Genomic DNA, 23,834 nt, shown 5'->3' on the forward strand with positions numbered 1-23,834 from the left:
TTCTACATGATTTTGAAGGCGGGGTCTTCCATCGGTTGTGCGGCGGGCAGCGGTTCAGCCGTATAAGCCGAAGTGATCCCATGAATCCACTTCTTCGATTTGTCTGTCAGTTTGAAGCCCTTGGTCATCGACCGCCCGCGAGTCACGAGGATACCCAGATCAGCGCCCTCATAGCGGTAATCACCGACATTCGAGATACGCAGGAAGAACGCTTCGTTCTCGCCCACCGCGCGGCGGTGATAGTCGAAGCGGTCGAACACGACGCGGCCATCTTCCAGCATCTTGTAGATGCCCGACTGTGGGGCCTGCGTGATCCGGTCGACACTGTCATCGGTGTGTTTGATTACCATTTGCGACCAGCTGTCGATCATGTCCGGATCCGCCCAGCGGGCATTCAGTTCCTCGACATCCAGCTCGAAGGGCTTCTTTGAAAACTCAAGTAGATGGAACAGAAACAGTGGCGCATCAGCGTGCGCAAAGGCCGCGTGGTTGGTCATCGAGCTGGCGCCAGTGATACGGGGGTTCAATTCGCCCAACCACAGTTCGTCGGTTTTCTTATCGATCAGGAAGTCGAGTTCGAAATAGCCGCGATAGCCGGATTTCCGCAGTTCTTCACCGAACTGGAACGTCAGCTGCCGGGCCTGTTCGCGGGCCTTAGGTGGGAAAGCGGTCGAGAAAATCTCATTCCCGCACCAGCCGCCGCGATAGGGGGTAAGTTCCTTGAAGCCCACAAGCTCAGTCATCAGCGGGCCAACAATCGTGCCTTCTGAGGTCGCACAGGCCTCGATCGCCGCCCCGCGGCAATCGATCCGCTTCATGATCTTGATCTCGCCTTCGCCGATGATCTCGTCTTTGTGCTTGTTGAAATCGGCCTCGGACTTGATGAAAAACGTCGTATGGCCACTGTCGCCGAAGGCGGATTGTAGCACCAGATCATTCCCCAATCCGGCCTTTTCGCAGATCTTTTTCAGGTGATCATAGCTTTTGACAACGCTCAGCGTGTTGGGCACCGAAGGCACACCCGCCTTATTGCCGATACGGACAGTTTCGATCTTGTTGTCACATTTGGTGCGCAGCTTGGCTTTGGGGAACCACAGCTGACCGCCCAGCTCCTTGACCAGCTTCTCGGTCGTCTCGTCAAACATCAGGAAGACAAACTTGGGCTTTCCACCACGCCGCTTGACCAGGTCGATGACCTCTTTGTGCTGCAGCAGATAATTGTTGATGTCTTCGATGGACTGAAACTCATCATGCGGCATTTCCGAAGGCACAAACACGTTCGGATGTCGCCCGTCAAAGCAATCCATGTAGCAGATATAGGTGAAGTTCATCACCCATTCATCCAGCCCCAACAGGTTGAAATTGGTTGCCGATACGAAATAGATCGGGTCCTTGTTGGTATGGAAATACCGGCGGATTTCCGAGATGTTTTTCAGCACCTTCTTTGGCATGATTGTTGTCCTCCCTGACCCCTTAGGGGTTCTTTACTGACTTCAAAGCGTCTTCGGTAAAAATGCGCAGGCCCAGATCGGCACGGAATCCGTGGATTTCCGAGACGTCCAGTTCCTGCATGAATTTGAGGATTTCGGGGCTGATCACCTGCCCCGGTACCAAAATGGGAAAGCCCGGCGGATAGGGAATCACGAAGGTGGCCGAGACCATCTCTTCCCCGGCTTCGAGCCGTTCCAACATCTCCTTGTCGGGTTCGACATAGTCGCAATTGTCTTCGTCATAGGACAGGAAAAACGCCGTACGGATGTCACCGGCTTCGGTACCTGCCTCACAGCGGAACGCATCGTGGAACCGACTAAAATCGGGCAGAGGTGGGACGTGTTCGCTCAGGTTGCTGACGCGCTTTTCGAAGGCCAGCTTCTCCATCTTGGACGCATCGTCCATCAGATCGTCGAGTTCCTTGGCGATCTCGACCAGCACCTCGATCAGATAGGCGACCGAACTGCGCGTGGTGCCGATATTGGTCATGAACAACACGGTATTACGCGAGGTTTTGTTGATCTGGATGCCGTATTTATCCATCAGGATCTTGGTCTTGAAGGTATCGCCATCCCAACCGGTCGCGCCCACATGCAGCGTGATACGTGTGGCATCCAGAACAAATTCGTCCCGCGCCCAGCAATCCCAGACATCGGCCCAGCCCTGATCGGGATCGAAATAGCTGGTCATGCCGCTTTCGCGATATTGCTCGGGGATCATGTCACCCGCTGTGACCAGCTTGAAATACTTCCTGAGCAGCGGATGGGTCGTCACGGCCCGGCGGATCGCCATCGCGCTTTCGACCTGCCGCTGGACGAACTCGTACCCTTCGATCTCGACCTGCCTGCGGCCCACATCCAATGAGGCGATGATCTGATAGTTGGGCGAGGTCGAGGTGTGGGTCATATAGGCCTCGTGAAAGGCTTCTTCCACCGCGCCTTTGAACTGCTGGTCGTTGACATGGATCATCGAACCCTGCCGCAATGAGGTCAGCGTCTTGTGGGTTGATTGCGTCGCATAGACCCGGACCCGCGCGTCAGGCGGCGCGATCAGGCGGGCGTTTAGCAATGTTTCGTCATCTGCACCTTCGAGAGCCGCCTGTTGGGCCTCGTAGGCCTCGGCATGTTCCGTCGAACGGAACTGTTCGCGCAGGATATTGGCCGACCGCATTGCCGTGCGCACACGAGAATTGGGCGCAAACCTTGCATAGGCGAACCACGCCTCATCCCACAGGAAAACCAGGTCTTTCTTGATCGCGAGACATTCCTGCATCACCCGCTGCACATTGTAGACGATGCCATCGAATGTACAGTTGGTCAGCAGCACCATCCGCACACGATCAAGCTTCCCAGCAGCGCGTAGGGCCAACAGTTTGTGCTTGATCTCTCGGATTGGCACCGCGCCATACATCGAGTAATCGTGCAGCGGATAGCTGTCCATATAGACGACGCTCGCCCCGGCCAGCACCATGCCGTAGTGGTGCGATTTGTGGCAATCGCGGTCGATCAGCACGATATCTCCGGGCCGGACCAGAGCTTGCACCACGATCTTGTTGCAGGTCGAGGTGCCATTCGTGGCAAAAAACGTCTGTTTAGAGCCGAATGCGCGTGCGGCAGCCTCCTGCGCCTCTTTTATCGGACCTTTGGGTTCCAGCAGAGAATCCAGCCCGCCCGAGGTGGCCGAAGTTTCCGCCATGAAGATATTTGATCCGTAGAACGCCCCCATGTCCTGAATCCAGTGGCTGCGACTAATCGATTTACCCCGGCTGATCGGCATCGCGTGGAACACGCCCGTGGGCTGTTTTGAGTATTCCTTGAGCGCCGTGAAGAACGGCGTCTTATAGCGCCGCTGCACCCCGCGCAGGATGTTCAGGTGCAATTCCAGAAAGTCTTCCTGATTGTAGAAGACCCGCCGGCACAGGCCCAGATCGAGACCGGCAATATCTTCCGCCGAACGGTCGGTGATTAGATAAGCGTCCAGCTCGGGGCGCAGCATGCCGATCCGGCGGCAGGTTTCTGGTCCGTATTCCGAGGGTGACAGCGCATCAAGATCGGCGCCCTCGCCATAGAGACTGATATAGCGGCCCAAAACATTGGTTTCGTTCTTGGACTTCAGGCTAAGGCCCGGGCGAACAATGACCGCCTGTACATTCTGGTTGAACAGAACCCCGATCAGCGCATCCTCGACACTGGGAACGACAACGGTTTCATAAATAAACGGATCTTCGCTGCGGCGCATCCGTTGCAGGCTGGTTTGCAGGAACCGTTCCTGATGTTCGTTGACCTTGTCAACGATCATCACTTCGAAATAAGGTCGGCCCAGCGCGCGGGCTTCATGGCTTTGGGTGGACTCGTCCTCGAACTCATCAACCTCGGTCTCATCCGCGATCAGCGGGATCGAGCGGCGACGATAGGCCCCTGAGGTCAGCGCCCGCGACACCCGGCGCACGGCGGTTGAGAAATCGCCAAAGTTTCCATGGTCCAGCAAACGACGCAGATAGTCGAACGCCGATCCGCCCGGAAAAGCGAAATACATCTCGATCGGGGCCAGCGCCTGCAGCAACTGCCGTGCCCGGTCCCGATCTTTTTCGTTACCGCCCTGATCCAGAGACTCGGCCGTTTCCCGCAGCGCGCTCCATCGGTCTGCCCTCAGTTGCGAGGCGCTGTAGTAGTCCGAGATGGTGTGGAGCTTTTCGCTATCGGAAATGCCGTGCATGAAATTTTTCCTTTCTGCCGATACCGAAAAGCTGGGCCGGTATCAGTCTGTGCCAGAGCGCCCTTTGTAGAGATACAGATTGTCGGGCTTGGTCGCGGCGTCTTCAGTATATCCCAGCGCCGTTCTGGGGTCGGATGCAGCGACGCCCGCAACGTCGCCTTTCTGCGGAATGCGCAGCGGGCCGAGCGTGTGCAGATAGGCATCCGCCCCGCTGGTACGGTCATAGACCGGGAACTCCGCCTCGCGGTCGCGGAAGCTTTTGAGAACCTGCCCCAGACCTTTCAGTCCGACCTCGCGTTGGCGACGGACCTGATCAAGATCGATCTCGATAGGGAAGATATCCTCCTGTCCCGCCGACTGGTGCAGCACGGTGGCCGAGGGATCAACGACCAGTGAGCGGCCCACGCCCCCGGCGGCCAGCCCGTTCACGTCAAACACATAGCATTGGAACTGCGCAGCGGTCGCCTTGGCGATCGACAGCTCGGCCTCGCGGTCGGTTGTGCCGGTCAGAACCGGGTGCAGAAGAACCTCGACCCCTTGGCTGGTCAGGTGGCGGGTGGTTTCGGGGAACCAGATGTCGTAGCAGATCGACAGGCCAAACCGGCCCACATCCGGCACATCAAAGATGCAGAATTCGGTACCCGATGCGATGTTCTGTTCATAAGGTTTGAACGGGAACATCTTGGAGTATTTTGAGACGATCTCACCTTCGGGATTGATCACCACCGAGGTGTTGAAGATCCGTCCATCTTCGTGCTTTTCGAACATCGAACCGGGGATCAGCCAGATCCCATAACGCCGAGCGGCATCCTGAAAGCGCGACAGGTCGTCATTGGGAAAGGGCTGGGCAAACCGGTCGAGCGGACCATAAGGCGCCAGTTCGCTGAACAGGGCCATCTGGGTCCAAGGGAACCGCGCCATCATAATGTCGATCCGGTGCAGCATCGCGTCGACATTCGACTGCAACGCACCGACATGCATCTGGATTCCGGTTATCGCAAAAGGGGTCATATTTCGTTTCTTCTCATTTTCTTGCCGATTGCGACCGCCGATTTGATCCGGCGTTCTTCATCGGAACATAAAACCGTGTGGTCACGCAAGCCTGCTGTCCTCAGGCTATGGTTTTCCGAGGCGACTGCCCTCATACTGCGGCTTCCTCGGCGGTATCTTCTGCCTGCGGTTCCACAAAATCGATGTCGTTGCGAACCCAGAAGAACCGGAATCCGCAACTGCGCAGCCATTTCTCAAGCCGATCAAGGCTGGACCACTCCCGCCGCAGTCCGCGCGTGGATTCGACCAGCGCCCATTGGCCATCGACCAGAAAGTATACAGTCCAGGTATTGGGATGCGCCGAGTGGTTGGCAAAGCCACCGCTGATCACCTCACGCGCCGTGCGAACGGCGACCGGATAGTCGCCGATGCGACCCTCAGCCGCGAGAATGGCCAGATCGTTTTGACGGATTGTGAATGTGGGAAGGGGGGCGTCGTTCATGCAGCCTCGATCTGCGCCGCGTCCAGCAGCGCTTTGCGCCGTTCACTGATATCCGCTGGCTTCAGGTTTTCGACGCGGGTCGCCAACGTCCAGACATGACCGAACGGATCGGCAATCGTGGCGCAGCGTTCGCCCCAATAGGTGTCCGCCGCCTCAGCGATCAGGCTGGCACCGCTTTCCAACGCGACTGCAAGGGCAGTGTCCACATCTTCGACATACATATGATGCCCAATCGGAGTGACTGTGCCCGGAATGGCGGGGCCGTGCGCACCCCATCCGGCGGTGACAAACAGCATCGAGTTGCCGATCTTGATCGAGGCAAAGCCGGGGGCCTCATCCGCGTCATAGGCCTGTATCTTCGCATCAAAGGCACTTTCGTAGAAAGTTAGCGCGGCATCGACGTCGGCGACGGCAAGCGATGCGGTGCAGGTGCGATAGCCACGTGGCAGAGTGGCAGGTTTCTTTTTCATTCCGGTACTCTCTGAATTGGGCGGCGGACACCCTGGATTATCTGCAGGATTTTCCCGCACTATGCATCATACTGTGGATCAAACCAGGAGATACTGCAACACTATGATGCATAGTGCTGAAATTTCTGCCGTAATGCTTAGAATGTAGGCGGAGTACAGGCGCTGATGACCCGGCAAACTTCGGGGCCGACCTGCCTGAACCGGTGCGGGGTGCGACTGTCGAAATAATAAGCATCGCCTGGTCCCAGTACCTTGCGCTTATCGCCCACGGTCACCTCCACCCGACCCGAGATGACAATACCGCCCTCTTCCGCCTCATGCCCGTACATCACGCGACCGGTGTCAGCCCCTAACTCGTAAGTTTCCTGCAAGATCATCATCGCGCGACCATGCAGGTTTGATCCTACCTGCCGCAGAGACAGCCCACCCTTTCCGATCTCAGTAAGTTCTTCTGAGGCATAAAACACGGTCTGCTCAGGTTCGATTTCGAAGGAAAAGAAATCGGACATGCCAATCGGTATGCCTTGCAGAATACGCCGTAACGCACCAACCGATGGATTCATCTTGCCCGACTCGATCAGCGAGATGGTTGAGTTCGGCACATCCGACTTCTTGGCCAGCGCCCGCTGAGATAAGCCTGCACGCTCTCGCAAGGTTCGCAGGCGCAGTCCGAGGGTCAAATCCTCTTGGCTGGTGTTCTTCATGTTCAGTATCCGCAACACTTGATCCTGCCGGGACGGTAAATCAATGGCTTATGAATCACAAGAAACAGGCTTTCGCTTGCAGGCGCAGATACTACAGTCGCGCAGTCAAACATACGGGCACCGCGCCCGGAAACGGGAAAGGACGCAAGATGCTGAACGCTCAGATTGCTGAACGCCGGAATACCTCGATCGCGCAGGGCGTGGGGATGCAAACGCAAGTCTATGTGGACCGTGCCGTGAATTCCGAAGTCTGGGATGTCGAAGGCAAACGCTATATCGATTTCGCCGCAGGCATCGCCGTTGTGAACACCGGGCATTGCCACCCCAAGGTGATGGAGGCTGTTCAGAAACAGGCCGCAAACTTCACCCATACCTGCCATCAGGTTCTGCCTTATGAGAATTACATCCGTCTGGCCGAGCGCCTGAACGAGAAGGTGCCCGGCGACTTCACTAAGAAAACCGTCTTTGTCACTACAGGTGCCGAGGCGGTCGAGAATGCCGTCAAGATCGCGCGTGCTGCCACTGGCCGCCCGGCTGTAGTGGCCTTTGGCGGCGCTTTTCACGGCCGTACGTTCATGGGCATGTCACTGACCGGCAAGGTTCAGCCATATAAAGCGGGCTTCGGCGCGATGATGCCCGATACCTATCACGTCCCGTTCCCGATCGATCTGCATGGCACCTCGACCGAAGATTCGCTGGGTGCTTTGACTAAACTGTTCAAGGCCGACCTTGATCCGGGCCGGGTGGCCGCGATCATCATCGAACCGGTTCAGGGCGAAGGTGGCTTCTACCCCGCTCCGGCTGAGTTGATGCGTGGTCTGCGCGCGCTTTGCGACGAACATGGCATCGTTCTGATTGCCGATGAGGTACAGACCGGCTTTGCCCGCACCGGCAACCTGTTCGCGATGGACGCTTATGACGTCTCTGCTGATATCACCACCATGGCCAAAGGTCTGGCCGGTGGTCTGCCGCTGGCCGCCGTCACCGGTCGTGCCGAGCTGATGGACGCCGCGCACCCGGGCGGTTTGGGCGGAACCTATGGCGGCAACCCGCTGGGGATCGCCGCCGCCCATGCTGTGATGGATGTGATCGAGGAAGAAGACCTGTGCACGCGCGCCAATGAGCTGGGCTCGCGCTTGAAACAGCGTCTGGAATCGATCCGTTCCCGCACGCCCGAGATCGTAGATATTCGTGGTCCGGGCCTTATGGTTGCGGCCGAGTTCAACACGACCGACGGCAGCGCCCCGAATCCCGATATGGCAAACGCCATACGGGTCGAGGCATTGAAGCGTGGATTGATCCTGCTGACATGTGGCGTATATGGGAACGTAATTCGTTTCCTCGCGCCGTTGACGGTGCAGGACGAAATCTTCGCCGAGGCCATGGATATCCTCGAAGCCTCGATCGACGCTGCCAAAGGAGCCTGAACATGCTGGATACCAAAGTGACCAAGCTGGAGCTGAAAGATCCCAGCCTTCTGGAACCCCGCGCCTATATCAACGGTGAATGGGTCGAAGGTGAGGCAACGTTCCCTGTCTACAACCCCGCGACTGGTGATCTGATCGCCAATGTGACAGATGTCAGCATCGAAGGCACAACACAGACCATCGATGCAGCTTACGCTGCGAAGAAGGAATGGGCTGCTCAGACTGGCAAGGAACGCGCCGCCATTCTGCGCAAATGGTTCGACCTGATGGTCGAAAACGCAGACGATCTGGCAACCATCCTGACCGCCGAGATGGGTAAACCCTGGCCCGAGGCGCGCGGTGAAATCCTATATGGCGCGTCCTTTATCGAGTGGTTCTCGGAAGAGGCCAAGCGTGTATACGGCGACGTCATCCCCGGCCACCAGCGCGACAAGCGCATCGTGGTGCTGAAGCAGCCCGTGGGCGTAGTGGGATCAATCACGCCTTGGAATTTCCCGAACGCAATGATCGCGCGCAAAGTTGGCCCAGCGCTGGCCGTGGGCTGTACCTTTGTGGCGCGCCCAGCGACGCTGACGCCGCTGTCGGCGACGGCGATGGCGGTATTGGGTGAACGTGCGGGTATACCGGCGGGCGTGTTCAACGTGATCCCGGGCACAGATAGCTCGGGCGTGGGTAATGAGCTTTGCACCAACGACAAGGTTGCCAAGATCACCTTTACCGGATCGACTCGGGTGGGTCAGATCCTGATGCGTCAAGCCGCAGGTACCATCAAGAAGATGTCGTTGGAGTTGGGTGGTAATGCGCCGTTCATAGTCTTCGACGACGCCGATGTGGATGCTGCCGTAGATGGCGCGATGATCGCCAAGTTCCGCAACAACGGTCAGACCTGCGTCTGCGCTAACCGCATCTATGTTCAGGCGGGCGTCTATGATGAATTCGCTGCCAAGCTGGCCGAAAAGACCAAAACGCTGAACATTGGCGACGGTTTTGGCGATGGTGTCACCACAGGCCCGCTGATCAACGACGCGGCGGTCGCCAAGGTCGAGGAACACATCTCGGACGCGGTATCCAAAGGTGCAACGGTCACATTGGGCGGTAAACGTTCGGCTCTGGGCGGGACATTCTTTGAACCCACCGTTCTGACCGGCGTGACCCGCGACATGGTTGTAGCAAAGGACGAAACATTTGGCCCTGTTGCGCCCCTGTTCAAGTTCGAAGAGGAAGACGACGTGGTTGCCATGGCCAATGATAGCGAGTTCGGCCTGGCCTCGTATTTCTACAGCCGTGATCTGGCGCGCGTCTGGCGTGTCGCCGAGGCGCTGGAATCGGGCATGGTTGGCGTCAATACCGGCCTGATCTCGACCGAGGTCGCTCCGTTCGGTGGCGTCAAGCAGTCCGGTCTGGGCCGTGAAGGTTCGAAATACGGGACTGAGGATTTCCTTGAGATCAAATATCTCTGCATGGGTGAAATCCAGTAAGCGCCTCATGCCTTGAAAATTCAACGCACTCGCAGTCCGCTGCGGGTGCGTTTTTCGTTTCAGACCGATGCGTGCCCACGCAGACGGAACACCAAAGGCATCATCACCAGGACCAGAGCCGCCGAGAAAAAGAAGGGTGCGCCGGGCAGATAAGTGCCATCGCCATCGACCGACGCCTGAAAGATGCCGGTCATCACCAAAGGCGACAGAACCGCAGCGACAGAAGACAGTGACGCGATGACCCCCTGCACCACGCCCTGCCGGTCTTCGTCCGCCTGGTTCGAGGCCATAGCCGTGATCAAGGCAGGCACGAGGTCGGACAGCGCGGCCAGCAGAATAAAGATGACAAGGGCCGTAACCGTTACGGTAAACCCAAAGCCGATCATTCCGACCAATGCCGATACCATCCCCAGCAGCAGGGTCCGGTAATCGCCGATCCAGCGAATGAAGACCGGCATCAATCCGGCTTGGACGAAGGCCAACAGCACGCCGTATGCGGCCAGAGACAGGCCGATATAGAGCGTGGACCAGCCAAACACCTCTCGTATCCAGAAGGCCCAGAGGGTGGGGTAGACCATGTTGGCAAATTCAAAGATGAAAATACACAGCAGCGGCACCGCCAGACCCGGAAAACGGAAGGCGTCAAAGATCGATTTGAACGGGTTCAGATCACGCTTGCCAAAGGGGCGGCGCTTTTCTGGTTTCAGGCTTTCGGGCAGGACGAATACGCCGAACAGGGCGTTGGCGGCGGACAAAACCGCGGCAATCCAGAACGGCGCAGTGATGCTGATCCCGGCAGCAATGCCGCCGATGGCCGGGCCAAGGACAAAGCCGATCCCGAAGGCCGCCCCGATCAGACCGAAATTCGCCGCCTTCTCAGTCGGTGAGGATATGTCAGCGATGTAAGCCGTTGCGGTGATATAGGTCGCCCCCGCAAGCCCCGCGAGCGTTCGCCCCAGAAGAAGCAGCCAGAACGTTTCGGCCAGCGCCATGATCACATAGTCCAGTGCCAACATGGTCAGCGCCGCGATCAGGATCGGTCTGCGGCCAACCGCATCCGAAATGCTGCCCACGATAGGCCCGCACAGGAACAGCGCCCCGGCATAAGCAGCCATCAGCAGACCGCCCCAAAAGGCGCCTTGCCCGGTATCACCCGCCCCAACGCGTTCCATCAGATCGGGCATGATCGGGAACACGATGCCAATACCGATGGCATCGATCATCAGTGTGATCAGAATGAAGGTTATGGCGCGGCTTTTGAACATATCGCCCTATCGGACGAGTACGCTGATAAAGCAAGGGAAAAGGGCTGCGTGGTACAATTGTCCAGCAGCCCTTTTCCAGTTCATGATTATTGGCCCAAAGCCACGCCTTCGCGACGCGGATCAGCGGCGCCGATCAGCTGCCCGTCCTTGATCAGGATGGCATGCAACCCGCTGTTGAGATCGACTTCTTTCACCTCATGCCCTTTGGCGGTCAGAGCATCTGCGAACTCGGCAGCGGATGTTCCCTGCTCCAGATCCATTGAAGACCCGTTGCGGTGCACGAAATGCCCCGTTTCGATGGCATCCTGCGGGTCCATCTCCCAGTCCACGATCGCGATGATCGTTTTGGCCACATAGTTGATGATGCGGCTGCCACCGGGGGAACCGATCAGCAGATAGGGCGCGCCATCCTTCATCACGATGGTTGGCGACATCGAGCTGCGAGGGCGTTTGCCGCCTTCGACACGGTTGGCGACTAGGCGATCTCCGTCCATCGGCGCGCGGTCAAAGTCGGTGAGTTCGTTGTTCAGCAGGAAACCCCGCACGAAAACCCGGCTGCCAAAGGCGGTCTCGATGGTGGTCGTCATCGACAGCGCGTTGCCGTACAGATCCCGGATCACGATATGGCTGGTGCCGGGGCGACCCGGGTTTTGTGACGGTGCAAACAGGGCTGTGTGATCACGCGGCGGCTCACCTGCCTGACGCTTTTCACTGGCCGCAGCCGGGTCGACCATCTCCGAGCGTAGTTTTAGGTAATCCCTGTCCAGCAGGCCCTTGACCGGCACATCGATGAAATCACTGTCGGCCATGTAAAGCGCGCGGTCGGCATAGGCCAGCTTGGCGGCCTCGGCATATAGATGGGCCATCTCGGCATTCCAACCGGTGCCTTCGAGGTCGAAGTTGCTGAGTATCCCCAGAATCTGCCCCACGGTCAGACCACCCGAGGTGGGCGGGCCCATTCCGCAAACGTCATATCCGCGATAGTCGGCGCAGACGGCAGGGCGGATTTTGACGCGGTAGTCGGCCAGATCTTCAAGCGTGATGTTGTTCTCCACCTTGGATGTGGCATCCACTGCAGCCACGATATCCTCGGCGATGGGGCCGCTATAGAAGGCGCCTGCACCCTGATCGGCAAGAATGCGCAGGGTTTCGGCAAACTCGGGGTTCCGTAGCAAGGTTCCAGCCTGCAGCGGCGTGTCATCTTCGTTGAAGAAATACGCTTTGCCCGCCGGGAACACACCGACTGAGCGTTCACGTTCAATCGTGCTTTGGATCGAGTTTGCCATACGGGGCGAAACCTCAAACCCCTGCTCGGCCTGATCGATGGTAGACTGGAACAGCGAGGCCCAGTCTTTCTTGCCATAGAGGTTATGGGTCACTTCCATCAGGCGCAGAATGCCCGGAACGCCAACAGATTGTCCGCCTACAACAGCTTCGGGCCACGGCATCTTTTCCCCGTCCGGCAACAGGAACCGTTCAGGCGTGGCTTTCGCGGGGGCCTTTTCGCGCGCATCAAAGGTGGTCAGTGTCTTGGCCGACGCGTCCCAATACAGCATGAACGCACCACCGCCGATGCCCGATGATTGCGGTTCAACCAGATTCAGCATCAGCTGCACGGCAATCATCGCATCTGCCGCTGTGCCACCTGCGGCCAGCACATCATATCCGGCTTTGGCAGCAATGGGATTGGCGGCCGAGACCATGAACTCGGTGCCAGTCACCGAGTTTTTGTCCTCCCAACCATAGCCATATTCCGGCGCAGGGTCCTGCGCATTGGCCGCGCAAGCGACAACACCCAACGCCAGTACGGCGCCGGTTTTCATGAATGTCTTCATCATAGAAATCTCCCGGTAAGGATCTGCGAGATTGGCTACTGAGTAACAAACTTCAAATGGCAGATTCTCAGCTTAAATCCGATCGATTTACCGCACAACATATACTGACGTGTGCGAATGCCTCACGACCCGCGCCGCATTCGGACCGAGCAAATAGTCCTTCAAGTCAGGCTTATGCGCGCCGATCACGATCAAGTCCGAGCCCGCGCCTTCCGCGGTTTTGAGGATCTCCTGATAGGCGCTGCCAGTTGCCACCACATGACGGACCTTGGCGTTGCGCTCTTCCCCCAGCGTGGCGGCGCAGAGGGCGACCAGCTTTTCATGAGCCTCTTCAATCACCTTTTCGTGGTGGTGGGGCTCGAAGAAACTGCTGACGAAACCTTCGCCATAGTCGGGTGTCACGGTCACGACATCCAGCCGCGCGCCATCCATTTCGGCCAGCGCTGCGGCGCGTTCAAGGACAGAAACATCAAGATCGCCATTGCTGATATCCACGGCGCACAGAATTGCCTGGGTCATGCGGGTTCTCCCTGTTTTGCGGCACGGCCGCGCTGGAGGAAGGCGACAAGACCCAACAGGATCAGCGCCGGGATAAAGATCAGCTCTTTCGCGGGCTGGCTTTGCGGGGCCTGAATGCTGGTGATGCGAACGGCATCGTCAGCATAATAGTCGAACATATCCAGCTCATCCGCGACCGGCGTTCCGAACATCGGCTCGTCAAGCTTGACCAGACCATCCTCTTCCAGCGTCATCAGGCCCAAAGCGTCAACGCGTGCTGTACCGTCGGCTCCTTCCGGAATGTCCAGAACAACGGTGGTTTCGGTCATATTGCCAGTGTCAAAGTCCGGACCTGCGACCTCAATCCGCATGGTGCTGCCGGGTGCGGCCTCACCCACGGCCTGTGTCAGCTGTGCCGGTTCGATCTGCGCAAAGGGCGGTGCGATGCGGTTCATGAAGAAATCCGGACGGAACAGCGCAAAGGCGATCAGAATCAGCGCCACGCTTTCATAGATGCGGTTCTTGGTCAGGAACCAGCCCATGGTACCTGCGGTGAAGATCAGGATCGCGATGGTCGCAGAGACGGCCACCAAGATGCCCTGTACCCAGCCCACATCGATTAGCAACAGATCGGTGTTGAAGATGAACACGAAAGGCAGTGCCACGGTGCGCAAGCTGTAGAAGAAGGCGGTGAAACCGGTCTTAATCGCATCCCCACCAGAAACGGCGGCGGCCGCAAAGCTCGCCAGACCAACCGGCGGTGTCACATCAGCCATGATGCCGAAGTAGAACACGAACAAGTGCACCGCGATCAGCGGCACGATCAGCCCATCCTGCGCGCCCAGTTCGACAACCACACCCGCCATCAGCGAGCTGACGACGATGTAGTTAGCCGTGGTCGGCAGGCCCATTCCGAGGATCAGGCTGAGAAGACCGACCAGCGCCAGCATGGCGATCAGGTTGCCACCCGACAGGAACTCGACCAGGTCAGCCATCACCTGACCCACACCGGTCAGCGTTACTGTGCCCACGATCACACCCGCGGTGGCGGTCGCCAGCGCGATACCAATCATGTTGCGCGCGCCGTCGATCAGACCATTCCACAGATCAACAACACCGGCCTTGAAGGCATTCGCTGTGTCACTTTCACCCCGGAAGATCGACTTGAGCGGTTTCTGCGTCAGCAGGATCACGAACAACAGCGAAGTCGCCCAGAAGGCTGATAGGCCCGGTGATTTCTGTTCGATCATCAGGAAATAGACCAGCACGATGATCGGTAGCAGGTAATGCAGACCGGCCTTGTAGATTTCGGCAATTACCGGCAGTTCAACCTCTTTGGCATTAGGATCGTCAGGCACCAAGTCCTCTACTCCGGAAGCCAGCCAAAGCAGGATCAGATAGGCCAAAACGATCAGCGCCGACAGGACCAGACCCGACGCGTCGGGCATGAGCGCGACAATCGCTTTGATCGGGTACTGGATGCCATAGCACAGCCCGGCAAAGCCCACGAAGAACAGCGCCATTCCACCGATTGTGCGCCCCATCGAAACGACGCGGTCGCCCAGCGTCGGCATGTTCCGCTTCACCGCTTCAAGGTGTACAATGTAGACGAGCGCGATGTAAGAAATCGCAGCGGGCAGGAAGGCGTGGGTGATCACCTCAACGTATGAGATGCCCACATATTCCACCATCAGGAAGGCAGCAGCGCCCATCACCGGTGGCATGATCTGGCCGTTCACGGATGAGGCGACCTCAACCGAGCCCGCTTGTTCGCTGGAAAAGCCCACACGCTTCATCAGTGGGATAGTGAAGGTGCCGGTCGTGACAACGTTCGCAATGGACGAGCCCGAGATCAGGCCGGTCGCCGCAGAACCAACAACAGCCGCTTTGGCCGGGCCACCGCGCAGGTGCCCCAGCGCGCCAAAGGCCATCTTGATGAAGTAATTGCCCGCGCCCGCCTTATCCAAAAGCGCGCCGAACAGCACGAAGAGGAAGACGAACTTGGTTGAAACGCCCAGCGCGATGCCAAAGACGCCTTCGGACGTGATCCACATATGGCTCATCGCCTTTTGCAGGCTGGCACCTTTCCAGCGGATCACCTCGGGCACCCACTCGGAGGAACCAAAGAAGACGTAGGCCAGAAAGATCGTGGCGATGATCGCCATTGCCGGGCCAAGCGCGCGACGCGCGGCCTCGAACAACAGCAGCAGGCCAACAAGGGCAAACCACTTGTCCGTATCGTCTGCGAGACCGCCCGCATCGACGATCTTTTGGTAGAAGAAATAACCATAGAGGGCCAGAAATGCGCCCACGATCCCCATGATCCAATCCTGAATCGGGATGTAGTTCCGCGGGCTGGATTTCAGCGCCGGATAGGCCGAAAAGGCCAGGAACATCGCAAAGGCCAGATGAATCTGGCGTGAGTTGTTCACTACACTGCCCGGCAGCAGATAATTCGATAGGGGAGAGGCCAGAACGACCTGAAACACCGACCACAAGACCGCAACGATCGCCAGAAACAGCCCGACATTACCCGCCGGATCACGCGCGCCTGCGTCTGATGAGGCAACCAGTTCCTGAAGCTCTTCTTCGGAAAGAGGGCGATTGCCCTGTGTGTCGGAACTCATGTTGGTATCTCCCTGTCCTTCGGCCTTGGTTTTTGCGGCCGTCTTGTCTCCGGTTTAGCCCGGATATGAATCGGGGCGCCCCGAAAGGCGCCCCGTGTCAGGTCTGGTTACTGAATCCAGCCTTTTTCTTTGTAGTACTTCTCAGCGCCCGGATGCAGCGGTGCCGACAGGCCGTCCGCAATCATCTCTTCTGGTTTCAGGTTGGCAAATGCCGGGTGCAGCTTTTTGAAGTCATCGAAGTTCTCGAAGACCGAGCTGACAACCGCATAAACCGCGTCTTCCGACACATCTGCCGAAGTCACGAAGGTCGCGCCCACACCAAAGGTCGATGTGTCACCATCCGAACCGCGGTACATGCCACCGGGGATGGTCGCGGTACGGTAGAACGAGTTGTCGCCCACCAGCTTGTCAACCGCGTCACCACTGACATTCACCAGAACCGAGTCGCACGCGGTGGTGGCTTCCTGGATCGAACCCGAGGGGTGACCAACGGTGTAAACCATCGCGTCGATCTGGTTGTCGCACAGGGCAGCCGACTGTTCAGCCGCCTTCAGCTCGGTCGCCAGTTCGAAATCGTCTGTGGTCCAACCCATTTCGCCCAGCAGCACTTCCATGGTGCCACGCTGACCGGAACCGGGGTTGCCGATATTGACGCGCTTGCCCTTCAGGTCTTCGAAATTCGAGATACCCGCGTCGGCACGCGCCACAACCGTGAACGGCTCTGGGTGTACCGAGAACACGGCACGCAGGTTCTCAAACGGGCCGGCTTCTTCGAATTTCGAGCTGCCGTTGAATGCGTGGTACTGCCAGTCCGACTGTGCCACCCCAAACTCAAGCTCGCCTTCGCGAATGGTGTTGATGTTGTAAACCGACCCCCCAGTCGACTCCACCGAACACCGGACCCCGTGCTCTTTCCGGCCCTTGTTGACCAGACGGCAGATCGCGCCACCCGTCGGGTAATAGACACCCGTAACGCCGCCAGTTCCGATCGTGATAAATTCTTCAGCATATGCCGCTGGTGCCATCAGGGCCGCCGCGGCAAATGCGGTGATTGAGGTTTTCTTGAACACTTTGACACTCCTGTTGTCAGTCTTTTTTGATCTGTGGGGTGCCTGAAACCTTTCAGAACACAACAGAAAAAATCGCACTGGAATCAGGCCCCCCGATGATAAAGAGGAAAGCGAAACCAAACAGCAGGTGTCTATAAGGTAGATTACGTATAGGCTTGGATTCAGATATAGGGGAAAGAGGGTAACTGATCACATTCTGTGACTGTGATACCGACCCGGGCAGAAGGTCGTTTGGACAAGAATTGAACTACGCAGGGCAACAAGAAATACGCCAGGACCACACTGAGCCAGCCCGCAGGCGAAGATCGCTGCGCGCCACGCTTGCGCTGTGTTTGGGCGGGCTGCAGTTCATCGCCATCCTTTCGGTGATCCTGTCGACCTTTGTCAGCTCGGAGAACGCGCTGTTGCGGCAATCCCGAACATCGCTGAACGAAGTCAGTGTCAATGTCATCGGCCAAGTCAAAAGTTTTCTGAACCCCGCCCGGCAGGCCTTGGATGCAACTCGGCGACTTGCTGAAAATGACGTACTGGATATCAGCGATCCTGGCGTATTGGAAAGCCATTTTTTTCAGCAGCTACAGGTCGCGCCTCAACTCGCAGGGATGTATCTGGCCGATGCGACGGGCAGGTTTGTCTATGTCATGCGCGCGGAAGAGCCCGGACGTTATCGCACCAAGTTCGTTCCGCCATTCCTGCCCGGCACCGCGGAACATCCCGCCGATTTCCAATGGCGCAACGATCAGTTCACATTGCTGGAAACGGCCACTACCCAGACTGACACCTATGAGGCGCGCACCCGGCCCTGGTTCAGAATGGTGACCGAAGCCAAAGCACCGATCTGGACAGAGCCTTATATCTTCTTCACCACGCGCCAGCCGGGAATCACTTATAGTGTCCCCATATTGGACGATACCGGAGCTATCCGTGCCATTTTGGGTGTCGATATCCAGATCGACGCCCTGTCGGGGTTCCTGCTGGACATCTGGTCGGAACGACGCGGTGCCGCGCTGGTTCTGAACGAAAATGGCGCGGTGCTGGCGCATCCAACGCTGGTGCTGATCCGGCAGGAAGCACATATGGAAGCGCCCGAGCTGACGCGTGTGGACCAAATCGCAGACCCCATCGCGCAAAAGGCGTTCGGAGATGTCGTGCAAACCGGTCTGAGCGACACGGAAGGACCGGTTCATACCGATTTCCAGCTGAACGGTCAGGACTATGTGGCGATGCTGATCGAGGTGTCCGAGCCGGGGCTGCGTTGGTTGATCGGGCTTTATGCGGCCGAGGACAACTTTATTGGCGAGATCAAGAAGAACCGGACGCAAGGCGTCTGGATCGCGCTTGCCATTGCCATTCTGACGGGCGCAATTGGTTTGGCCATGGCCGACCGGATCTATGCCCCTGTGCGCACCTTCGCCAGCCAGAGCCAGCAATTGCGCAGCGGAGAGATCACCACCGAAGAAGGCCTGCACAGCCCCTATCGCGAGCTGGAAGATACCGGTGCGGCTCTGACTCAGGAAGTTCGGCAACGGCAACGGTTCGAAACCGCCTATGGCCGCACCTTCGATCTGGCCTCGCGCGGGATGGCGCAGATCTCGCCCGAAACGGGGCGGTTTCTGCGGACCAACGAACAGCTGTGCGATATCATGGGATATCAGCCGGATGAATTGGAGAAGATGACGCTGGCCGACATCCTGCCGGAAGATGAACAGCAGATCGCGGTCAAGTTTCGCGAAACCCTTCTGCAGGATTCCGAGTTCATCGCCGAGAACCAGTTTATTCGAAAAGACGGATCCCCCATCTGGTTGCGGGTCAATGCCATCCTCATCCGCGATGAAAGCGGTACCCCTGATCATGCGGTTGCCATTATCGACAACGTCAGCGATCGAAAGCAGGCCGAGGATGAAGTAAGCCGCCTCAGCCGCGATCTGTCCCATGTGGCACGGGTCAACCTGATGGGCGAGATGGCCTCGGGGCTGGCGCATGAGCTGAACCAACCGCTAAGCGCGATTTCCTATAATGTCGACGCCGCGAAGATCACGCTGGATGAAATCGGCGATCCCGATCCTGAGGTTATAGAAATCCTTTCGGATATCGACCGCCAGTCGCGCCGTGCGGGCGACATCATCCGCGCCCTGCGTGATGTGGTGCGTAAGGATCGCGGACGTCAGACTCCGTTTGAACTGAACGGGCTGATCCGGCAAACCGTCAGCCTGATGGACGCCGAGGCGAAGTTACACGAGATCAAGCTGCTTTATGAAGAAACCGACCTTCCTCTTGTCATCGGAAACCGGACGCAGATCGCTCAGGTTCTGGTTAACCTGTTGCGCAACGCGATCGACGCCTTGGCCCTGGATCCGGATGGCAAGGGTAAAATCACCATCACTACAAAGACCAGCGATGAACTGGTCGAGGTGCGGGTTGAGGATAACGGGCCCGGGATTAGCGATGGTGTCACCTTGTTCAACTCGTTTGACACCCAGAAGACCGACGGGATGGGGCTGGGCCTGTCCATTTGTCGGACCATCGTCAAAGCCAATGACGGAGCCATTTGGTACGAGCCTACTGAGACGTCCGGGGCGCGCTTCTGTTTCACCCTGCAGCGCCGCGATCAGCCCAAGGAGGATCACGCATGACCTTTGAGCCGCTGGTCGTCTATATCGTCGATGACGATGAAGATGTGCGCGTCGCCTTATCTCGGTCGCTCAGCAAACGCGGACTACGGGTCGAGCATTTTGCCGATGCGCAGACATTTCTGAATCAGGTGCATGAGGACGCAAAAGGTTGCCTGATCCTGGACTATGGCATGCCCGGCATGGACGGGCTGGAATTGCAGGAACATCTGAACCGGCGCGAGTCGACCATACCGGTCATTTTCATCTCGGGTCATGGCGGCATTCCGGAATCCGTGCGGGCCACCAAGGCGGGTGCAATTGATTTTCTGGAAAAACCCTTTGACCTGCAGGTGCTGATCGAACGGATACAGGCCGCGTTTGAAATAGGCGACCGTCTGCGCGCCGAGAAATCGCGACGTCAGATGCTTGCGGATAAGCGCAGACTTTTGACCGACCGCGAGGAGCAGGTCCTGCAACACATTCTGACCCACCCCGCGCGCACGTCGAGCAAGGAGATCGCAACTGCCTTGGGTATCAGCCCCCGCACGGTAGAAATTCATCGCGGGCGCATCCAGCAGAAGGTCGGCGTGAAAACCACGATAGAGCTGTATGAACTGTTCGGGCAGATGCAATGATCGCAAGCCTGATGATGTATGCCCGCCCTCAGCTTGATGAGGCACATCTGCGATACTGGAACCTCATCCGTGACAATCTGAACCGCGCCGGGATCGAGAGCCCTGAGCATCTGTCGCAGGACGTCGAGGAATTCTCGGTCTGGCAGCACCCGGAACTGGTGCTGAGCCAGACTTGCGGCATGCCGTACCGGACATGGCTACACGATAAGGTCGCGTTGGTTGGCACGCCAGACTATGGTCTCGACGGGTGTCCGCCCGGCTATTACCGCAGTGCTCTGGTCGTGCGCGCCGATGATCCACGCACAAATCTGATGGCGTTTCGGGAAGCGGTGTTCGCTTACAACCAGACATTTTCGCAATCTGGCTACGCCGCGCCTTATTGGCATCTTGAGCCGCATGGCTTCTGGTTCAAGCACCGTGTGCAAACCAAAGGTCACCTGAAGTCGGCGCAGTCCGTTGCGGAAGGTCACGCAGATATCGCCGCCCTTGATGCGGTTTCTTGGCGATTGATGGCTGAGTATGAAGAGTTTGCCGCATCTCTGCGGGTGTTAGAGTGGACGGACCCGACGCCTAGCCTGCCTTTGATCACTGCGGAGGGTAACGATCAGCAAGCGATTTTTACAGCGGTTGAACGGGCAATTGCGCAGTTGGATGATGCGGATCGTACTGCCTTGGGGATCAAAGGTCTCGTGAGGATTCCGGCCGAACGTTATCTGGACGTGCAAAACCCGCCGGGATCGGTTTAGTCGTCTTGTGTGCCGGTGTCGCCTACGACAGCCGATAGCACATAATGGCTTTGGTCGCCCTTGATCAAAATCGGTGAGCCGGGCTGTTTAAGCTGCGGAACGACGCTTTCAACGCCGAGACCGCGCGTTAAGTCTGTCGCGCGACTTCCTCCGTGACCGGCTCGGCCTTTCCCTCGATCATGTCCTCTTCGACCGGCTCTTCAAGTGACTCTTCAGCACTTTCTTCAGGTTCCTCTGCCTCTTCAGCCTCTGATTGATCCTCAAGCGCGCCAACGATCAGAGGCAGCATGTGCACACCCGTCACACTAGCAATCTCGGGCGTCTGAGGCGTCTGCCAACTGAGCGTATCGAAGCTGCCGCAGTTCTGGCACACCGGTCCCCATTCAGGCTGAATGTCGTGGCAATTGGTGCAGACCCATTGCGGCCCGCGCGGTGCGTTCAACGCCTTGGCCAGCCAACCCTGAACCACCGCGTCCGAGGCGCCCTCGCCCCGTTCAATCGCAGCCATCAGCGTGTAGGCCCGTGCATCCCCCTGCTTTTCGACAACATCACCCAGCGCGCGACGGGCTTCGGGGAAGTCTTCGGCTACGATGTTCAGCTCGGCCAAGATCAGGCGTGTTTCCATATTCTCTGAATGAACGCGGGTCAAAGCGGTGAACCGCTTGATCCGCTGTTCAGGTGTTTCGTCTGGCACAATCTCGGCAAAGGCATGGGCCAGATCCGGGTGAGGTTGTACTTCCCACGCCTTTTTCAGAATCTTGGTTGCTGCACGCGGTTTGCCCTTTTCGATATAGGCGCGCGCGGCCATGGCGGCTGCCGGGACAAGATCGGGTGAAAGGCGGTTTGCCTCAATCGCATGTTCCTGCTGTTCGACCGTCGCCGTGTCGTCCAGCAGCACTTTGGCCTCGGACAAAGCCAGGACTGCGTCGCGCCGCTTGAACACATCGCGCGGCAAATACCCGGCCTTCAGCTTCGAGGTCAACGTGGACCGCGCACCGGCCCAATCCTGCGCCTTGGTCTGCAGGTTCAACAGCACATCCTGCGTTTCTTCATGCCGGGGTTTGAGGGCCAGAGCCTTCTCGGCCAGCTTGCGCGCGGTTTCATCATCGCCTTCGGCCAGCTTTTGCTTCATGATCCCGCGCACACCGACAAATCGCGTGGCGTTGTTGGTGACCAGCTTCTTGTAAGTCTCGGACGCTTTCTTGGTATCACCGGTCATCTCGGCTGCCTGCGCCACCAGCAAATTGGTCAGTTCCGGATTGTTCAGCAGCTTCTCGGCCTTATGGGCCTTGGTCATTGCCACGCGCCCCTCACCCGAGGCCAGCGCCATCAACCCGTCCGCCAGAGCCTGATATCCCCGCTTTTCCCGACTGCGATCGAAATAACGTGAAAGGGCGGTTTCATCACCGTTTAGGAATTTCAGCGTGGCGATCAGCAGCGTAAGCAGCTTGAAGAACAACCAGACCGCAAACACCAGCACGCCCAGCGCGATCACTGATTGCAGCGGGCCCAGTGTGTATTCGGTGCCTGCGACGGTGATCTGCACGCCGCCGGATGATTCCATCAAGAACCCGGCTCCCATGGCCAGCAGGCCGATAATCGCAACAAAAACAAGGATCTTTAACAATGACCACAGCATGGCAGGTCCTTCAGTTCGAGTTCAGGCTTGAAGCAAGCGTGTTTGCGGCCTCGACGGCAGAGGCCCGTGTCTGCGCCGCCTGCTCCCAATCCGCCAATGCGGTTTGTGCCGCTTCGGGCAGGGATTTCAATTCGGTCAGTGCCTTTGAGACATCACCATCTGCCAACGCTGCCTGAGCACGCGACAGGACCGCGTCCGGATCGTCGCCCTCTTGCGGGGTCACCGACCGCGCGCCTGTCTGGCGCTGCAAGAAAGCAACCAAGCCTGTGCCTTTATCGGCATCACGGGCATCCGCCAGTGCGGCGCGGGCTGCGGGGGCAAACGAGCTGCGCAGCGCCGAAAGCGTCTCAACTCCGTCCTTCGAAGATGCAGCCAAAGCATCGGGCACATCGACACCACCGGCTTTCAGTTCAGAGACCAAATCTTCATAGGGTTGACCGGCATCCAATTGACCATGCAAACGCGACAGGATGGCAGCGTTGGTCGCCGCGCGCGCTTCGGCCGAAGCTTTAGCCTCTAAAGCCTGCGCGTCTGAGACCATCTTTTCCACTTCGCTACGCTGAGCGGCCAGAGAATCCTGTAGTTTCTTCAATTCTGCCTCGAACGCGGCTGTGGCCTCGGGCGAGACATTTGCTTCAAGCGGCTGCTTCTCAAGCGCGGTCAGGCGTTCCTCAAGCGGGTCGACCTTACCGGTCAGGCCATCAACACTGCTCTTCACGGCAGTCAGATCGCTTTCGACCGGAGCAAGCTTATCCGACAACGCCTTGATCTGATCTGACAAGCCCGAGACATCGGGGCCTTCAGCAAGAGTTTTTGTCAGTTGGGCAATCTGATCGGATTGTTCCGCCAGCTTCGACTCGAGTGCGGAAATTGCGTCCGAGCTATCTGCTCCTTGAGACAATAACCCGCTGTTGCCTGCAGCAAATCCGAGGCCTGCAGCAATAACCCCGCCCAACAAAGCCGGAACAAACCCACCGCGTTTTTCGACTGTGCGTTCGATCACCTTTTCTTCGGTCGGCTCGGCCCTGTTCAGGGCTTCGGCTTCGGCTTCGGCTTCGGCTTCGGCTTCGGCTTCGGCTTCGGCTTCGGCTTCGGCTTCGGCTTCGGCTTCGGCTTCGGCTTCGGCTTCG

General features: G+C 58.1%; 18 protein-coding genes. 5 read left to right on the forward strand and 13 right to left on the reverse strand.

What is annotated here, in order from left to right:
* Positions 1-2: 2 nt before the first annotated feature.
* From ACR0AH_RS17490 to ACR0AH_RS17515, 6 genes are all read right to left on the reverse strand, one after another.
* Positions 3-1,451, reverse strand: coding sequence for a biotin carboxylase (locus tag ACR0AH_RS17490; RefSeq protein WP_170407976.1), 1,449 nt, complete (start codon positions 1,449-1,451; stop codon positions 3-5).
* 22 nt (positions 1,452-1,473) lie between these two features.
* A complete protein-coding gene (locus tag ACR0AH_RS17495) occupies positions 1,474-4,206 on the reverse strand; it encodes an aminotransferase class I/II-fold pyridoxal phosphate-dependent enzyme (protein ID WP_480592982.1) in 2,733 nt (910 codons plus the stop codon).
* Positions 4,207-4,248: 42 nt separating this feature from the next.
* A complete protein-coding gene (locus ACR0AH_RS17500; protein WP_170594989.1) occupies positions 4,249-5,217 on the reverse strand; it encodes a carbon-nitrogen hydrolase family protein in 969 nt (322 codons plus the stop codon).
* Positions 5,218-5,347: 130 nt separating this feature from the next.
* The gene (locus tag ACR0AH_RS17505) at positions 5,348-5,698 is read right to left on the reverse strand and encodes a hypothetical protein (protein ID WP_170397963.1); all 351 of its coding nucleotides are present in this window, start codon (positions 5,696-5,698) and stop codon (positions 5,348-5,350) included.
* Complete coding sequence (locus tag ACR0AH_RS17510; protein ID WP_170397960.1) at positions 5,695-6,168, reverse strand: VOC family protein; 474 nt, start codon at positions 6,166-6,168, stop codon at positions 5,695-5,697. The genes ACR0AH_RS17505 and ACR0AH_RS17510 overlap by 4 nt, the downstream gene beginning before the upstream one ends.
* 137 nt (positions 6,169-6,305) lie before the next feature.
* Positions 6,306-6,872, reverse strand: coding sequence for a cupin domain-containing protein (locus tag ACR0AH_RS17515; RefSeq protein ID WP_170425413.1), 567 nt, complete (start codon positions 6,870-6,872; stop codon positions 6,306-6,308).
* A gap of 149 nt (positions 6,873-7,021) precedes the next feature.
* Here ACR0AH_RS17515 and ACR0AH_RS17520 point away from each other — a divergent pair, with 149 nt between their 5' ends.
* A complete protein-coding gene (locus tag ACR0AH_RS17520) occupies positions 7,022-8,299 on the forward strand; it encodes a 4-aminobutyrate--2-oxoglutarate transaminase (protein WP_170397954.1) in 1,278 nt (425 codons plus the stop codon).
* A gap of 2 nt (positions 8,300-8,301) precedes the next feature.
* Positions 8,302-9,777 carry an NAD-dependent succinate-semialdehyde dehydrogenase gene (locus tag ACR0AH_RS17525; protein ID WP_480592984.1) on the forward strand — a complete coding sequence of 492 codons (1,476 nt, stop codon included), beginning with the start codon at positions 8,302-8,304 and terminating at the stop codon, positions 9,775-9,777.
* 59 nt (positions 9,778-9,836) lie between these two features.
* On the opposite strand, the gene ACR0AH_RS17530 is transcribed toward ACR0AH_RS17525, so the two are convergent.
* The 5 genes from ACR0AH_RS17530 to ACR0AH_RS17550 all read right to left on the reverse strand — a co-directional run bounded on the left by ACR0AH_RS17530 (position 9,837) and on the right by ACR0AH_RS17550 (position 17,072).
* A complete protein-coding gene (locus tag ACR0AH_RS17530) occupies positions 9,837-11,042 on the reverse strand; it encodes an MFS transporter (RefSeq protein ID WP_170693245.1) in 1,206 nt (401 codons plus the stop codon).
* A gap of 86 nt (positions 11,043-11,128) precedes the next feature.
* On the reverse strand, positions 11,129-12,880 hold the full coding sequence (gene ggt / locus ACR0AH_RS17535; RefSeq protein WP_480592986.1) for a gamma-glutamyltransferase: 1,752 nt from the start codon (positions 12,878-12,880) through the stop codon (positions 11,129-11,131).
* An 84-nt stretch (positions 12,881-12,964) separates the two neighbouring features.
* The gene (locus ACR0AH_RS17540) at positions 12,965-13,396 is read right to left on the reverse strand and encodes a universal stress protein (RefSeq protein WP_170733783.1); all 432 of its coding nucleotides are present in this window, start codon (positions 13,394-13,396) and stop codon (positions 12,965-12,967) included.
* Positions 13,393-16,002, reverse strand: a complete 2,610-nt coding sequence (locus ACR0AH_RS17545; RefSeq protein WP_170397940.1) for a TRAP transporter permease — start codon at positions 16,000-16,002, stop codon at positions 13,393-13,395. The genes ACR0AH_RS17540 and ACR0AH_RS17545 overlap by 4 nt, the downstream gene beginning before the upstream one ends.
* A 107-nt stretch (positions 16,003-16,109) precedes the next feature.
* Entirely contained in the window at positions 16,110-17,072 is a 963-nt protein-coding gene (locus ACR0AH_RS17550; RefSeq protein WP_170397937.1) for a TAXI family TRAP transporter solute-binding subunit, read from the reverse strand.
* Between the two features lie 242 nt (positions 17,073-17,314).
* Here ACR0AH_RS17550 and ACR0AH_RS17555 point away from each other — a divergent pair, with 242 nt between their 5' ends.
* Genes ACR0AH_RS17555 through ACR0AH_RS17565 form a run of 3 tightly spaced genes read left to right on the forward strand, consistent with a single transcriptional unit; the run spans position 17,315 to position 21,065 of the window.
* Complete coding sequence (locus ACR0AH_RS17555; RefSeq protein ID WP_170425407.1) at positions 17,315-19,705, forward strand: ATP-binding protein; 2,391 nt, start codon at positions 17,315-17,317, stop codon at positions 19,703-19,705.
* A complete protein-coding gene (locus ACR0AH_RS17560; protein WP_170397932.1) occupies positions 19,702-20,319 on the forward strand; it encodes a response regulator transcription factor in 618 nt (205 codons plus the stop codon). The genes ACR0AH_RS17555 and ACR0AH_RS17560 overlap by 4 nt, the downstream gene beginning before the upstream one ends.
* The gene (locus ACR0AH_RS17565; RefSeq protein ID WP_170733780.1) at positions 20,316-21,065 is read left to right on the forward strand and encodes a PhnD/SsuA/transferrin family substrate-binding protein; all 750 of its coding nucleotides are present in this window, start codon (positions 20,316-20,318) and stop codon (positions 21,063-21,065) included. Before ACR0AH_RS17560 ends, ACR0AH_RS17565 begins: the two co-directional genes overlap by 4 nt.
* Positions 21,066-21,192: 127 nt before the next feature.
* Here the strand turns inward: ACR0AH_RS17565 and ACR0AH_RS17570 are convergent, their stop codons facing one another.
* A complete protein-coding gene (locus tag ACR0AH_RS17570) occupies positions 21,193-22,704 on the reverse strand; it encodes a heme biosynthesis HemY N-terminal domain-containing protein (protein ID WP_170733779.1) in 1,512 nt (503 codons plus the stop codon).
* Between the two features lie 10 nt (positions 22,705-22,714).
* The coding region (locus ACR0AH_RS17575) for a COG4223 family protein (protein WP_480592988.1) at positions 22,715-23,834 on the reverse strand (1,120 nt) is incomplete at its 5' end.

The organism is Ruegeria sp. AM5, from assembly GCF_056540645.1.

Coding starts and splice junctions, on each gene's coding strand:
- ACR0AH_RS17490 (WP_170407976.1), bottom strand. CDS start 1,451: ATGCCAAAGAAGGTGCTGAAAAACATCTCGGAAATCCGCCGGTATTTC.
- ACR0AH_RS17495 (WP_480592982.1), bottom strand. CDS start 4,206: ATGCACGGCATTTCCGATAGCGAAAAGCTCCACACCATCTCGGACTAC.
- ACR0AH_RS17500 (WP_170594989.1), bottom strand. CDS start 5,217: ATGACCCCTTTTGCGATAACCGGAATCCAGATGCATGTCGGTGCGTTG.
- ACR0AH_RS17505 (WP_170397963.1), bottom strand. CDS start 5,698: ATGAACGACGCCCCCCTTCCCACATTCACAATCCGTCAAAACGATCTG.
- ACR0AH_RS17510 (WP_170397960.1), bottom strand. CDS start 6,168: ATGAAAAAGAAACCTGCCACTCTGCCACGTGGCTATCGCACCTGCACC.
- ACR0AH_RS17515 (WP_170425413.1), bottom strand. CDS start 6,872: ATGAAGAACACCAGCCAAGAGGATTTGACCCTCGGACTGCGCCTGCGA.
- ACR0AH_RS17520 (WP_170397954.1), top strand. CDS start 7,022: ATGCTGAACGCTCAGATTGCTGAACGCCGGAATACCTCGATCGCGCAG.
- ACR0AH_RS17525 (WP_480592984.1), top strand. CDS start 8,302: ATGCTGGATACCAAAGTGACCAAGCTGGAGCTGAAAGATCCCAGCCTT.
- ACR0AH_RS17530 (WP_170693245.1), bottom strand. CDS start 11,042: ATGTTCAAAAGCCGCGCCATAACCTTCATTCTGATCACACTGATGATC.
- ggt (WP_480592986.1), bottom strand. CDS start 12,880: ATGATGAAGACATTCATGAAAACCGGCGCCGTACTGGCGTTGGGTGTT.
- ACR0AH_RS17540 (WP_170733783.1), bottom strand. CDS start 13,396: ATGACCCAGGCAATTCTGTGCGCCGTGGATATCAGCAATGGCGATCTT.
- ACR0AH_RS17545 (WP_170397940.1), bottom strand. CDS start 16,002: ATGAGTTCCGACACACAGGGCAATCGCCCTCTTTCCGAAGAAGAGCTT.
- ACR0AH_RS17560 (WP_170397932.1), top strand. CDS start 19,702: ATGACCTTTGAGCCGCTGGTCGTCTATATCGTCGATGACGATGAAGAT.
- ACR0AH_RS17565 (WP_170733780.1), top strand. CDS start 20,316: ATGATCGCAAGCCTGATGATGTATGCCCGCCCTCAGCTTGATGAGGCA.
- ACR0AH_RS17570 (WP_170733779.1), bottom strand. CDS start 22,704: ATGCTGTGGTCATTGTTAAAGATCCTTGTTTTTGTTGCGATTATCGGC.